At 61.9% G+C, this 13,514-nt stretch carries 13 protein-coding genes and 1 pseudogene; 10 read left to right on the top strand and 4 right to left on the bottom strand.

Features of this window, described 5'->3' with window-relative positions:
- Positions 1–3 precede the first annotated feature (3 nt).
- The 4 genes from AC13D8_RS20525 (at position 4) to AC13D8_RS20510 (ending at position 5,523) form a co-directional block, all read left to right on the top strand.
- A complete protein-coding gene (locus AC13D8_RS20525; protein ID WP_065334266.1) occupies positions 4–492 on the top strand; it encodes a luciferase domain-containing protein in 489 nt (162 codons plus the stop codon).
- A 133-nt stretch (positions 493–625) separates the two neighbouring features.
- A complete protein-coding gene (locus AC13D8_RS20520; protein ID WP_065334265.1) occupies positions 626–1,669 on the top strand; it encodes an HlyD family secretion protein in 1,044 nt (347 codons plus the stop codon).
- Positions 1,666–4,407 (top strand): ribosome-associated ATPase/putative transporter RbbA, encoded by a 2,742-nt coding sequence (rbbA, locus tag AC13D8_RS20515; RefSeq protein ID WP_482970361.1) that lies wholly within the window; start codon positions 1,666–1,668, stop codon positions 4,405–4,407. The genes AC13D8_RS20520 and rbbA overlap by 4 nt, the downstream gene beginning before the upstream one ends.
- Positions 4,408–4,410: 3 nt before the next feature.
- Positions 4,411–5,523, top strand: coding sequence for an ABC transporter permease (locus AC13D8_RS20510; protein WP_008282866.1), 1,113 nt, complete (start codon positions 4,411–4,413; stop codon positions 5,521–5,523).
- Positions 5,524–5,657: 134 nt separating this feature from the next.
- On the opposite strand, the gene AC13D8_RS20505 is transcribed toward AC13D8_RS20510, so the two are convergent.
- Both AC13D8_RS20505 and AC13D8_RS20500 read right to left on the bottom strand, forming a co-directional pair.
- Entirely contained in the window at positions 5,658–5,846 is a 189-nt protein-coding gene (locus tag AC13D8_RS20505) for a hypothetical protein (RefSeq protein ID WP_441347333.1), read from the bottom strand.
- Between the two features lie 37 nt (positions 5,847–5,883).
- On the bottom strand, positions 5,884–6,168 hold the full coding sequence (locus tag AC13D8_RS20500; RefSeq protein WP_441347332.1) for a transposase: 285 nt from the start codon (positions 6,166–6,168) through the stop codon (positions 5,884–5,886).
- Between the two features lie 375 nt (positions 6,169–6,543).
- Here AC13D8_RS20500 and AC13D8_RS20495 point away from each other — a divergent pair, with 375 nt between their 5' ends.
- Complete coding sequence (locus AC13D8_RS20495; RefSeq protein ID WP_093037090.1) at positions 6,544–6,756, top strand: hypothetical protein; 213 nt, start codon at positions 6,544–6,546, stop codon at positions 6,754–6,756.
- Positions 6,757–6,834: 78 nt separating this feature from the next.
- Here the strand turns inward: AC13D8_RS20495 and AC13D8_RS20490 are convergent, their stop codons facing one another.
- A complete protein-coding gene (locus AC13D8_RS20490) occupies positions 6,835–7,098 on the bottom strand; it encodes a hypothetical protein (protein ID WP_482970360.1) in 264 nt (87 codons plus the stop codon).
- On the opposite strand from AC13D8_RS20490, the gene AC13D8_RS20485 reads away from it, so the two are divergent.
- From AC13D8_RS20485 to AC13D8_RS20470, 4 genes are read left to right on the top strand one after another with little or no spacing between them, the layout of a single operon-like run.
- Positions 7,088–8,017, top strand: coding sequence for an HlyD family secretion protein (locus AC13D8_RS20485; protein ID WP_454277193.1), 930 nt, complete (start codon positions 7,088–7,090; stop codon positions 8,015–8,017). The two genes, AC13D8_RS20490 and AC13D8_RS20485, sit on opposite strands and share 11 nt — an antisense overlap.
- A gap of 10 nt (positions 8,018–8,027) precedes the next feature.
- Positions 8,028–9,782 (top strand): ATP-binding cassette domain-containing protein, encoded by a 1,755-nt coding sequence (locus AC13D8_RS20480; protein ID WP_217649895.1) that lies wholly within the window; start codon positions 8,028–8,030, stop codon positions 9,780–9,782.
- Positions 9,779–10,873, top strand: a complete 1,095-nt coding sequence (locus tag AC13D8_RS20475) for an ABC transporter permease (protein ID WP_093037095.1) — start codon at positions 9,779–9,781, stop codon at positions 10,871–10,873. Before AC13D8_RS20480 ends, AC13D8_RS20475 begins: the two co-directional genes overlap by 4 nt.
- The gene (locus tag AC13D8_RS20470) at positions 10,873–11,976 is read left to right on the top strand and encodes an ABC transporter permease (protein WP_093037098.1); all 1,104 of its coding nucleotides are present in this window, start codon (positions 10,873–10,875) and stop codon (positions 11,974–11,976) included. The genes AC13D8_RS20475 and AC13D8_RS20470 overlap by 1 nt, the downstream gene beginning before the upstream one ends.
- A 251-nt stretch (positions 11,977–12,227) precedes the next feature.
- On the opposite strand, the pseudogene AC13D8_RS20465 reads toward AC13D8_RS20470, so the two are convergent.
- A pseudogene (locus tag AC13D8_RS20465) lies at positions 12,228–12,485 on the bottom strand (integrase core domain-containing protein); the annotation flags it as partial.
- Between the two features lie 177 nt (positions 12,486–12,662).
- On the opposite strand from AC13D8_RS20465, the gene AC13D8_RS20460 reads away from it, so the two are divergent.
- Positions 12,663–13,514 (top strand): DNA-binding domain-containing protein (locus tag AC13D8_RS20460; RefSeq protein ID WP_482970359.1); only part of this gene is annotated, 852 nt, incomplete at its 3' end.

Genomic DNA, 13,514 nt, shown 5'->3' with positions numbered 1-13,514 from the left:
GTCATGCTGAATATCCCGCCGCGCGAGGGGCCAAGGCCCGTCACCACGCCTTGTGCCCCGCATACCCAGATCAGTCAGAACCCAGATGCCGCGACAGCTCAGGCATTCAGGGACAGGGCCTTCGATTTCCCCTTTGTCATCCGCCAGCCCTCGATGATCTCGGTGCCGGGGGCCGAGGCACTTTGCCTCGAACACGGGCGCGGCTGCGGCTGCCGCGAGGCGTTCATGATCGGCACCGAGTTCGCCCATGTCCATCCGCCGCAGGACGGTAGCCTGCACATGATGCTGCCAGAGGATGCGGTGCCGAAGATCGTCGATCTTGGCTGGGCAGAGCCACATCCGATGGCTGCGGCGGGCATGATCCCGCCCACGGCTGTCATGGTCTATGCGCCCAGAAATGAGCCCGAAATCGATTCAGTTCTGGGCCTGCTGGGCCTTTCCTATGACTTTGCCCGGGGTCGGCTCGGACGGGTGGACAACATCGTTCTGTAACGGATGCGCCGTTCAATCCGGTTGTGAAACCGCATGCGGATGATTTAGGGTTCAGGCGCGTCGCAAGAATAAAAAACACGCCCGAATCATCACAACAAGCGAGTATCCAGTGGCAAAAAACAGACCCGTTATCATGGCCGCGATCGTCATCGCTGTCGCCGTATCCGGCTTTTTGATCTGGCAAAGCACCCTATCCGATACGGACGCGGAAGGATTCGCGCGCGGCAACGGGCGGATCGAAGCGGTCGAAATCGACGTTGCGGCCAAGCTGCCCGGGCGAATTGACACGGTGCTTGTGAACGAAGGAGGGCTCGTGACGGCAGGTGCGCCTCTGGCCACGCTCGACACGCGGCAATTGCAGGCCAATCGCAACCAGATGGTGGCGGAACTGCGCCGCGCTGAAATCGCCGTGGAAAACGCCACGCTGCTTGTCGAACAGCGCGCGGCCGAAGTACGCGCGGCCGAGGCCCTTCTGGAACAGCGCCGCGCGGAGGAGGATGTCGCGCGGCGCCAGTATGAGCGCTCCGAGTCTCTGACGCAGAACAGCATCACATCCGAACGGCAATTCGAGATCGACCGGGCCAACGCCTTTGGCGCCGCGGCGGCGGTTGCCTCTGCACAGGCGTCGCTTGCGGCGGCGCGGGCGGGGGTCGCATCGGCGAAAGCCTCGGTGATTGGGGCCGAGGCGGCGGTGACCGCGGCCCAGGCGACGATCGAGGCGATCGACGTGCAGATCGAGGATAGCACATTGAAAGCGCCGCGTGCCGGGCGGGTGCAATATATCGTCGCGCGCGCGGGCGAAATCGTGGGGGCCGGCGGTCGCGTTGTCAACATGCTGGACCTCAACGACGTTTACATGACGTTTTTCCTTTCGACGGCGGATGCGGGGCGTATCGGGCTGGGAACCGAGGTGCGCTTGCTGCTGGATGCGGCACCCGGCATCGTCATCCCCGCCAGCGTTTCCTTCGTGTCGGACGTGGCGCAGTTCACGCCCAAGACGGTCGAGACGGAAATCGAGCGCGAGAAGCTGATGTTCAGGGTGCGGGCCAGGATCGCGCCGGAGCTGCTGGCGCGGTATCTCGATCAGATCAAGACCGGGCTTCCCGGCGTCGCCTGGGTGCGGCTTGACCCGACCGCGCCCTGGCCGGCGGCGGCGCAGGGCAAGGTGCTGGAATGACCGATTCCATGCCTGCGGTGCGTGCCGAGGGGCTCTCGCTCCGCTATGGCAAGACCCGGGCCGTGGACGATGTTTCGATCGACCTGCCGTCAGGCCGTTCCGTCGGCGTCATCGGGCCGGACGGCGTGGGAAAGTCGAGCCTTCTGGCGCTGATCGTCGGGGCGCGGCGGATGCAGAAAGGGCGGCTCGAGGTGCTGGGGGGCGACATGGCCCGCGCCGGGCATCGCGCGCGCATCGCCCCGCGCATCGCCTATATGCCGCAGGGGCTGGGGCGGAACCTTTACCCGACGCTTTCGGTCCGCGAAAATGTCGATTTTTTCGGGCGCCTTTTTGGCGAGGGCGCGCAGGAACGCGCGCAGCGGATCGACGAACTGCTCAAGGCGACCGGTCTCGCCCCGTTTGCCGACCGCGCGGCGGCCAAGCTTTCGGGCGGGATGAAGCAGAAGCTGGGCCTGTGCTGCGCGCTGATCCACGACCCCGACCTTCTGGTTCTTGATGAGCCGACCACCGGCGTCGATCCGCTGTCGCGGCGCGAATTCTGGGCCCTGATCGACCGAATCCGCGCTGATCGCCCACATATGAGCCTGCTGGTGTCGAGCGCCTATATGGAAGAGGCCGCGCGCTTCGATCACCTGGTGGCGATGGACGCGGGCAAGGTTCTGGCGACCGGCAGCCCGGCCGAAATCCTGGAACGCACCGGTGCCGCTGATCTGGATGCGGCCTTCATCGCACTTCTGCCCGAGGAAAACCGCAGCCGCCACAAAGACCTGAGCATCCCGCCGCGCGATCCGGCGTCCGACGGGGAAAACGTCATCGAGGCCGAGAACCTTACCGTGCGGTTTGGCGATTTCACAGCTGTGGACCAGGTGAGCTTTCGCATCAAGCGGGGCGAGATCTTCGGCTTTCTGGGCTCCAACGGGTGCGGCAAGACCACCACCATGAAGGCGCTGACCGGGCTGCTGGATCCGAGTGACGGCACCACGAAGATTTACGGTCGCAAGGTCGATGCCCATGACATGGCCACCCGCAAGCGCATCGGCTACATGACGCAATCCTTCTCGCTTTATTCCGAGCTGACGGTGCGGCAGAACCTTGATCTGCACGGGCAGCTTTTCGACATGACATCCGCAGAGATCGTGCCGCGGATCGCGGAACTCGCTGAGCGGTTCGATCTTGAAGACGTGCTCGACAGCCTGCCGATGCGCCTGCCGCTGGGTATTCGTCAGCGCCTGTCGCTGGCGGTCGCGCTGATCCATCGCCCCGAAATCCTGATCCTAGACGAGCCGACATCGGGGGTGGACCCTGTGGCGCGCGATATCTTCTGGCAATCGCTGATAGATCTGTCCCGAAACGATGGCGTGACGATCTTCATCTCCACCCATTACATGGCCGAGGCCACGCGCTGCGACAGGATTTCGCTGATGCACCAGGGCCGCGTGCTTGTAAGCGACACGCCCGAAGCGATCCGCGAGGAGGTCGGCGCAGAGACGCTGGACGATGCCTTTGTCCACCATCTGCAACGCGCGCAGGATCAGGATACCCCGCCTGCGCCCGAGATGAAAGAAGAGCTTTCCGCCGGGCCCGCCACCTCCGCCCGGCGGCGGCGCGGGGGGTTCAGCCTGGCGCGGCTGCTGAGCTTTTCATGGCGCGAGTCGCTGGAGTTGCGCCGCGATCCGATCCGCCTGACGCTTGCCAGCCTCGGCAGCGTGATCCTGATGATCGTGCTGGGCTATGGCGTGTCCATGGATGTCGAAAACCTCAAATTCGCGGCACTCGATTTCGATCGGAGCATCCTTAGCCAATCCTATGTCAACGACCTGGCCGGGTCGCGTTACTTTGACGAGGAACCGCCGCTTGTCGATCATGCCGATCTTGACTACCGGATGCGGGCGGGTGAAATCAGTCTGGCTCTGGAAATTCCGCCGGGGTTCGCCGCGGATCTTGAACGCGGCCGCCCCGTCGCCATTGGCGCGTGGTTCGACGGGGCCATGCCGATGCGCGCCGATACGGTGCGCGGGTATATCCAGGGGATGCACGCCCACTGGCTGACCGAGCAGATGCGTCAGGTCTTTGGCGATCAAGCGGTGGCGGGTAACTTCACGCTTGAGGTGCGCTACCGCTACAACCCCGATGTCGAGAGCCTGGCGGCCATGGTGCCCGCGATGATCCCGCTGTTGCTGATGCTGATTCCGGCCACGCTGGCCGTCCTGTCCGTGGCCCGCGAAAAGGAAACGGGTTCGATCGTCAATCTTTATGTCACCCCGGCGCGACGGCTGGAATTCCTGCTGGGCAAACAGGTGCCCTATGTCGTTCTGGGTTTCATGAATTACCTTTTGCTGTTGGCGCTGGCGGTGGTGGTCTTCGGGGTGCCGGTCAAGGGCAGCCTGCTCGCGCTTTCGCTCGGGGCGCTGATCTATGTCGTGCTGGCCACCGGGCTGGGCCTGCTGATTTCCGCCTTCACCCAAAGCCAGGTCACGGCGCTGTTCTTCACCTTCATGGCGACGCTTATCCCGGCGATGCAATATGGTGGCATCATCGATCCGGTTGCGTCAATGGACGGCATGGGTCGGGTGATCGGTGAAATCTATCCCACCAGCCATTTCGTCACCATCTCGCGCGGGACCTTTTCCAAGGCACTGGGGTTCGATGATCTGGGCGGGTCTTTCCTGCCGATGCTGGCGCTTGTGCCCGTGGTGGTGCTGCTGGGTGCCATCTTCGTGCGCAAACAGGAGAAATAACCGATGCGGCTCAGGCATGTTCTGCAACTGTCGTTGAAGGAAATTCGCGGGCTGTTGCGCGATCCGCTTCTGATGGTGCTGGTCGCCTATGCCTTCACGCTCGACGTCTATGTCAGCGCGACCGCCATCCCCGAATCGCTCAACAGCGCCACGATCGGGATCGTGGACGAAGACGCCTCGCCGCTGTCGCGGCGGGTGGCCGATGCGTTCCTGCCGCCGTATTTCATGCCGCCCGCCCAGATCGACATCGCGCAAATGGATGCGCGGATGGATGCCGGGATCGACACCTTTTCGCTGGTGATCCCGCCCGAGTTCCAGCGCGACCTGCTGGCCGGGAACCGGCCCGAATTACAGCTCAATGTCGATGCGACACGGGTCAGCCAGGCCTTTACCGGGGCGGGTAGTATCAGCGCCATTGTCAATCAGGAGATTGCCGGATGGCTGGCACGCGATGCCGCCCCGGTCGGGATGCCGGTTGATCTGGCCGTTCGGGCCCGTTTCAACCCCTCGCTCGACCCGGCCTGGTTCGGGGCGGTGACCTCGGTCATCAGTACGGTGACCATGCTGTCCATCATCCTTTCGGGTGCCGCCCTGATCCGTGAGCGCGACCACGGCACGTTGGAACATCTGCTGGTCATGCCCGTGACCGCCGCCGAGATCATGACGAGCAAGGTGCTCAGCATGGGCAGCGTGGTGCTGGTGGCGACGGCGCTTTCGCTCACTCTGGTGGTTCAGGCGGGGATGGGTATCCCGATCGGGGGATCGGTTGCGCTCTATCTTGTGGGCGCGGCGTTGCACCTTTTTGCAACGACCTCGATGGGCATCCTGCTGGCCACCATCGCAGGCTCTATGCCGCAGTTTGCCATGCTGCTTTTGCTGGTGCTGTTGCCGCTCGATATCCTGTCGGGCGGCGTCACCCCGCGCGAGTCGATGCCCCAAGCCGTGCAATACATCATGCTCGCGGCCCCCAACACGCATTTCATCGCGCTGGCACAAGGGGTCTTGTTCCGCGGGGCCGGGCTGTCCGTGGTCTGGCCGCAACTTGTGGCGCTGATGCTGATCGGGTCGGTGATGTTCGCCTTCGCCCTGCACCGGTTCCGCGCCTTTCTGCGCTGACTGCGGGGGCGGCGTAACCGCTTTTCGGCTATACTTGTTCAGCCTTGGTGGAAAGCTCAGACTCCTTGACGACCTTTTGCGACTCTGTTGCACAAATCGGCTGATGGCCGAGGGGCCCCTTTCCCTGGGCAGACTCATCCTGCGGCCTCTGTGATGGGTATGCCGAGCGCGGAGAAGCCGTTCAGCATGGCGACGCGGACCTGGAACTCAGCGACTTGACGGTCAAAACCCCTCGCGCTCAAGCGTTGGCCGAGCTGCTTCACGCAATGCATCTTTGTTTCGACGCGGCTTCGGCGGTGATAGCCGCTCCATCGTCGCCAGATGGTCCTTCCGCCGCGCTTCGATCTCCGCAGGATTTCGTTACGGTCGACTGCGCCGACGGTGTCGGGTTTCTAGGATTTGACGTTCTTGCGGGGCGGGAGTGAGGGCACGAACGCCACTGGTTCGAGACGTCAGGGTTTTCTGGCGACGTGACAGCGTGCTGAAATCGGGCACCGCCCAGTCAAGGCCGATCAGGCGCAGAAGGCTCTCGACAAACCCGGTCGTCTGCCTGAGCGCCATGCCGAACAGAACTTTCATCGTCAGGTAGGTCTGGATCGGGTTCGTCGGGAAGCAGTCCCCCGGACTGTTTCCGACCCTCCTCACCGCTGTAGTCGGGCGGGCGACCACGCTTACCGTTGGGCGCGGCTTCCCAGGTCATGGCGGGATCGAACCAGATCGATAGCGAGCCACGGCGCTTGAGCGCTTCGTTATAGGCCGTCCAGTTCCTGGTCTTGTAGGCGGGGGGATGGGTCTGCTCATGCAGTCCAGCTACCACACTGGATTCACAAGATGAATCCCTCACGGAATTTGTGCAACAGAGCCGGTCGCGGGTCTCTCACGTATGACGGAATACGAACTGGATCGTATCGCAATCGGCAGGGGCGCTTCCAGCGTCGCCGGAAGCACCGCGCCGGAACAGCTGGCACCCGACATGCAGTGACCTGACGGACTGCTTGCAGGAGCCGCTGACCTATCCACATGCCGGTCAAGCGACGCGCCTACAATAGGTCGGATGACACCGACGCCTCGTCGTTGTGGATCTGGCCCAACGTCGCCGAAACCACCATGGCCACAACGATGAGAAAGTGCAGCACCGGCGATCTTGCCGACAGCACTTTCTTCAAGGACAAGGTGATGCGTCGTCCCGTCATGGCCGACCCGGAATCTCCCCTCGCCCCTATGTTATCATAAGGCTTTCGATTGCGCAGGTATTAATCTGGATCAATGTTCGCGCGTTACATTCGCCCCGGCGTCATGTGCGCCTGCACCTCACGGCCCCGCGAATACCCGGACCATCAGCAGCCCGGCAGCAAGCGCCAGGACGGAAAGCCCGGCCATGGCCCAGATTGGTGGCGCATGGGAAGTCGTGCCTCTTCGCTTCCTGGAGACATCGCGCCGGGAACCGTGAGTGAGTTCGACACGGAATACGATCACGCATAGTAACAATTCCCTGGCGCTGATATAAACAAGGAGAACGAAGGAGGACGCCCGCGTGAGAAATACATGGCTCTTGAGCGCGCTGTTGCTGGCCATCATTGCTGGCGGCTCTTATGGCTTGTTCCTCTATTTGCGGCCAGCGCCGCTTCCTGAACAGTTGCTTTACGGCAACGGCCACATCGAAGGTACGGAAGTGCGGGTGGCCGTCGAGGTCGCGGGCCGTGTCGTCGAGAGTGGGATTGACGAAGGTGTAACCGTCACCAAAGGCGACCTCCTGCTTCGACTCGATGACGCCGATTTCATCCTGCGCAAAGAGCAAGCCGAGGCCGGGGTCGAGGCGCGACGGCGGGAGCGCGAACAGGCGGAGCGCGAGCTGCAGGTCTGGCGCCATCACTATGAGATTGCCGAGCGTGAGCTCTCCCGCTACCGGGAACTTGGCAGGCGGGGTACCGTGACGCCACAGCGGGTCGAGCAGGCGGAAAACGCGTTCCGGAATGCCCAGGGCCGGGTTGGCGCTTTGGAAGCGGAGATCGGCGCCACCGAAGGCCGGATCGAAGCCGCGCGCAAGGAGCTTGCCGTTGTGGCGAACCAACTGAAAAAGACGCGCGTTTTCACACCGGTCTCCGGGACCGTTCTGGCGAAGACGATAGAGGTGGGAGAGTTCGCCCAGCAAGGTCGAACGGTGGCTATCCTGGCCGACCTTTCTCGCATCGAACTCAAGGTTTTCATTCCCGAGAAGGACATCGGCAAGGTCAAGCTCGACGCCTCCGCGCGCGTTCGGGTGGACGCCTTTCCCGACCGTCTGTTCGAAGGGCGGGTTGCGCGGGTCGATCAGCAGGCGCAGTTCACGCCCCGCGATATCCACATGCCGGAGGAGCGGACGCGCATGGTTTTCGGCCTGACGCTCGTTCTTGGCAATCCTGATGGTGTGCTCAAGCCCGGCATGCCTGCTGATGCCTGGATACTTTGGGATTCCGGCACGCGATGGCCACCGCAACTCTTCGTTCCGCAGTGAGGCGGGGGCGATGAGCGGCGCGGGCGACAACATGATTGAAACCGAGGGACTGGGCCGGCGGTTCGGCCACGCTCGGGCCATCAGTGCAATCGATCTGCGAATTGCGCGGGGCGAGATCTTTGGTCTCGTCGGGCCTGATGGGGCGGGCAAGACGACACTCCTTCAACTCTTGGCCGCCATTCTCGATCCGAGTGAGGGCAACTGCCGGGTCCTCGGCTTCGACACAGTACGGCAAGCCTCCGAAGTCACGTCCCGGATTGGCTACATGGCGCAAGGCTTCACGCTCTATGATCACCTGACCGTCGCGGAGAACCTGGCCTTCGCCGGCAAGGTGCGCGCCGTGCCTCGGGCTGTGTACGCCGCAAGGAGCGAGCGCCTCCTCGCGATGGCCGCGCTCACCCCCTTTCTTCATCGCCGGGAGGGCACACTGTCGGGCGGCATGCGCAAGAAGCTCGCCCTCTGCACCAACCTGATTCATCAGCCGCCCCTGCTTCTCCTCGACGAGCCCGGCCTTGGGGTGGACCCGCTCTCGCGCCGCGAACTCTGGCGGATGCTGGAAGACTTCCGGCACGAGGGTGCGACGATTGTCTTTGCAACATCCTACATGGACGAGGCGGAAATGTGCGATCACGTCGCTTTCCTCGACCACGGTTCGATAACCGCGCAAGGGACGCCCGACGCGCTGCGTGCTCGCGCGCAGGGAGCTGTCTTTCAGGTGGAAACGGACAATCCGGTCGCGGTCGAGGATGTCTTGAGTGAGGCTCCGGAGATGCTGGGAAGCCAGTGGCGGCCGACGGACCTCCGCTTTGTTGTGGAGTCGGCCAAGGGTCTTTCGAACGAGTTACGCAAACAGCTCGAACAGCTCGGACGGGTGGAACCGGCCACGCCTTCGATGGAGGATGTCTTCGTTGTCCTGCGCAAGGGCGAGCGTACCGAGGTTCCGACAGGCATTGCAGAAGTCGCCCGGCTTGCCGCTTCGAAGGGTCATCGCGAACCGGCCCAGAGTGTGGAAACGCGCCGGCTGACCCGCCGCTTTGGTGATTTTGTCGCTGTAGACGATGTCACCTTCGAGGTGAACCCCGGAGAAATCTTCGGCCTGCTCGGCCCGAACGGCGCCGGCAAGACCACACTCATCCGCATGCTCTGCGGCCTTTTGCCGCCTTCGAGCGGGACCGCGCGCGTCGTGGGTATCGACATTGCTTCGCAACCGCGCCGTTTGCGCCAGCGTATCGGCTACATGTCCCAGCGTTTCTCGCTTTACCACGATCTCACCGTGCATGAGAATCTTGCATTCTTCGCCAGCGCCTACGGGATAAAGCGCCGCCCGGCCCGAGAGGCCATAGCCTGGGCAAGCGCCGTCACCGGGCTCCATGGCCTCGCGGACGAAAGTGTCTCCGGCCTTTCCGGCCCCGTGCGCCAGCGGCTTGCACTCGCCTGCGGCATCCTGCACCGTCCGGCCGTCCTGTTCCTTGACGAGCCGACCTCCGGGGTCGATCCCCAGGCGCGTTCCCGCTTCTGGCGTCTCGTCAACACGCTGGCTGCGGCCGGCACAGCTGTGCTCGTTACGACGCATTATCTGGAGGAGGCCGCCTACTGCCACCGCCTCGGGCTCATGTACGAGGGCCGCCTGATCGCGGCGGGCGACCTCGCGGCCTTGCGCGCCGGCCTGCCGCAAGATGGTCTGGAAACGATCGAGGACGTGTTTCTTGCCTATATCGAGCGGGAGCGCACGCAGGCAGTTCGGCCAATCGAGGAAGCAGGATGAAATTCAGCCGTATAGCCGCTATTGTTGAAAAGGAAACGACCGAGATAGTTCGCGATCCCATCACGGTCGTGATCGCCCTTCTCATGCCGTTACTGATGCTCTTCCTGTTTGGTTATGCGATCTCGCTCGACGTGGACAACGTTCCCATGGGGGTTTTCGACCAGGACCGGTCCCCGGACAGCCGGGCACTGGTCGATCGTTTCATTCAGAGCGGCTACTTCCAGCTCGCACAGGATTTCACTGATGATCGGGATGTCGAGAAGGGGCTGCAGCGTGGCACAGTCAAACTCGCGCTCGTTATCCCGCCGAAGTTCCAGAACACCCTCGCCCGCGATGGAACGGCACCTGTCCAGGTGCTCGTGGACGGCACTTATTCCGCCACTGCCAACCTCGTCGCAGCCTACGCAGCAGCCATCGTCTCGGATTTTCATAGTGAGGCGTCCCCGAGCGTCCACGTTGAGGCCCGCGTCTGGTATAACCCGGCGTTGCGCAGCGTAACTTTCGTGATTCCAGGCTTGTTCGGCGTGATCTTGATGGCGTTTCCACCTCTTCTGACGGCGCTTGCCATCACCCGTGAAAAGGAAAGCGGTTCGATTCAGCAGATCTTCGCATCACCACTTACGCCGGCTGAGTATCTGACCGGCAAGCTCGTGCCCTATGGCCTTATTGCCTTTGTTCAGATCGTCATGGTTATCGCCGTGGGCTTCCTGTGGTTCGATGTTCCGCTGCGTGGCAGCATCGGCCTCCTGCTTCTGGTGGGACTCGTCTATGTCTTTTGCACCGTCGGCATTGGGCTCCTGGTTTCCACGGTCACCAATAGCCAACTCGTCGCCATGTTACTGGCGCTTATCGTGACGCTGATGCCGTCGTTTCTGTTCTCGGGATTCCTGTTCCCAATATTCACCATGCCATATGTCCTCCAGCTCTATACGCGCCTGTTCCCGGTGCAATATTTCGTGGACTTCTCGCGGGGCGTCGTGCTCAAGGGCGCTGGGTTGCCGGAACTCTGGCCCTCGGTCCTGCTTCTCTTCGCCTATACGGCGATCATCTTCGCGCTCGCAGTGTGGCGGTTTCGAAAGAAGGTGGTGTGATGGGCACGCGGCTTGCGGGCCTCCTTGTAAAGGAGATGATTCAGTTGCTGCGCGACCGCGTGATGCTGGTCTTGATCCTCTGGCTTTACACGATCGAGGTGGTCATCTGCGCCTACGCCCTGTCCTTCGAAGTCAATGACATGCCGCTCGCCGTCGTCGACCTCGATCAGACATCAGCGAGTCGCGCCCTGGTCGAAAGCTTTATGGTAACAGACGCGTTCGCGCCCGCCGGGTATCCCGCCAGCGCGCCTGCGGCGACAGATTGGCTTCAGACGGGCCGGGCCCGTGTTGCGCTCGTCATCCCGGAACGCTTCCAGCATGATCTGGCGCGGGGCGACGCGCCTACCTTGCAGGTAATCCTTGACGGGACCAATTCTAACATGGCGGCACAGGCCCGCGGTTATGCGCTTGAGATCGTCAACCGTTTCCGGGCGGCTCCGACAATCGCAGCGGTGTCCGGAGGGGGTGTCCAGCCGGTCGTCCGGGTCTGGTACAACCCTGACCAGACCTACACCTCATTCGTGGTGCTCTCCATGATTGCGCTTGCCGCCATGATGGTGGGGGTGATCCATCCAGCGGCCTCCATCGTCCGCGAAAAAGAAACCGGCACTATCGAGCAGCTCCAGGTGACGCCGATCGGCACGGCGGAGCTCTTCGTCGCCAAGACCTTCCCGACACTCGTTATCGGGCTCCTCTCGATATTCCCGAGCCTCTTGATCGTCTGGTGGTTCGGCGTGCCCATGCGGGGCAGCATCCTTCTCTTCCTTGCGCTCACTGCCGTATTCCTTGTGAGCGCGATTTCGCTGGGCGTGCTGATCGCAAGCGTGAGCCGAACATTGCAGCAGGCCCTTTTGCTAAGCTTTTTCAGCTTGTTCCCGTTGATGTTCCTCTCCGGGACACTTGCACCCGTTGAAAGCATGCCCGCGCTGTTGCAGACTCTCTCTCTCGGGAGCCCGCTGCGCCATTACATGGACGTGATCCTCGGCGTGTTCCTGAAAGGGATAGGCCTGTCCGAGCTTTGGCCGCAGGCGCTCGCGCTCCTGGCGATCGGCGCGCCTCTTTTCGCCATAGCGATGCTCATCTTTCGGCGCGGCAAGCCATAGTGGTCTGGCGATCGGACGCGTATCTTTCGACCGCTGGGTCGTCTTCGTCTGGCCCTTGCTGCTGATCCTCGTCGTTTTCATCTCGGCCGGGATCAGTCTGGCCACCATTCTTTGATTGAAAAAAGGAGGCATCCCGGATGTCTGAACCGAAATTGGGTGTCCATTGCGTATTCCGGGATCATCCGGCCGCCGATTCCGGGACATCCGGCCACCCTGTGATGTGATGCTGCGAGGCAATCTGAAACCGGCTATCCGATGGGGCCGAGCAGGCGGCGGTTGTTATACCAATCCACCCATTTGAGGGTTTCCCACTCGACCTCGCGCATCGATTTCCATGGGCCGATCTGGTTGATGACCTCGGTCTTGAACAGCTCGATGACACATTCTGCAAGCGCATTGTCATAGGAATCGCCCACAGTTCCGACCGATGGATCGATACCCACTTCGATGAGCCGCTCGGTGTATTTGATCGACAGATATTGAGATCCGCGATCTGAGTGGTGGATCAACGCCTTGTTATCAGGCGTTTTTCTTGGCGGTTGTCGCGTAGCCCTTAATTGTGAGATGAGAAATTCAATGAATTCAACGACTGTGTTTTGCCCTTAAATATGAGATTTTGCCTTTAATTCCGATATTTTTGCCCTTAAACCTGAGACAGGGTTCACAGGCTTGTGCGGCAGATATCGATGGAAAATGATGGCGAAGACTCAGTTGCCGTTGGTGCAGAAGAGGCGCGCAGGGCTGCAGTGCTGCGTCCGCTTGTTCAGGCATATCTGAAAGGTACTGGCGGTCTGGAAAGTGGCATCAATGATGCCGTTTGGGAACTCGGTGTCAGCAGGGCTACGGTATGGCGTTGGTTAAAGCGGCTGGCCGAAGAGGGTGGGCGCACGAGCGCTCTGGTGCCGCGGAAACGGGGCCGCCCGACTGGAACAACTTTGATATCCGGCAAAGTTGAAGCGGTGATCGAAGAACATCTTCGCCGTTATTTCTTGCGCCGGGAGCGTTCGAGCCTGTCGCGCGTCGTGACAGAAATCCGCAGCGCGTGCTGGCAACAAGGCTTGCAGCCGCCGACACGGCGGACGGTTCAGCGTCGTCTGGATGCGATGGATGCCCGCGAAGTTGCGAAAGCACGAGAGGGCGCAAAGGTGGCCCGCCAGAAATTTGCGCCGGTCACAGGTGAGGTCAAGGCCAGTGTGCCACTGGAGATCGTCCAAATTGATCATACGCCGGCGGACATCATTCTTGTCGACAGCTTTGAACGCCAACCAATTGGGCGGCCTTGGGTCACGCTGGCGATCGACATCGCAACGCGGATGGTAACTGGATACTACACCTCTCTGGAGGCCCCTTCGCGTCTGTCAGTGGCGCTTTGCCTGACACAGGCTGTGGCCCCCAAGGCGGAACTTCTGGCGGAATTGGTGTGCAATGTTCCTTGGCCCGCGCAGGGTAAACCGCATAGCATCCACGTCGATAACGGGCGCGATTTCCGGTCGCATGCCTTTCGGTCGGCATGTGCGGAATGGGGGATCGATCTGGTC

The sequence above is a fragment of the Roseovarius sp. B-10 genome (assembly GCF_056859295.1).
This window is presented reverse-complemented; position numbering and strand designations above follow the sequence as displayed.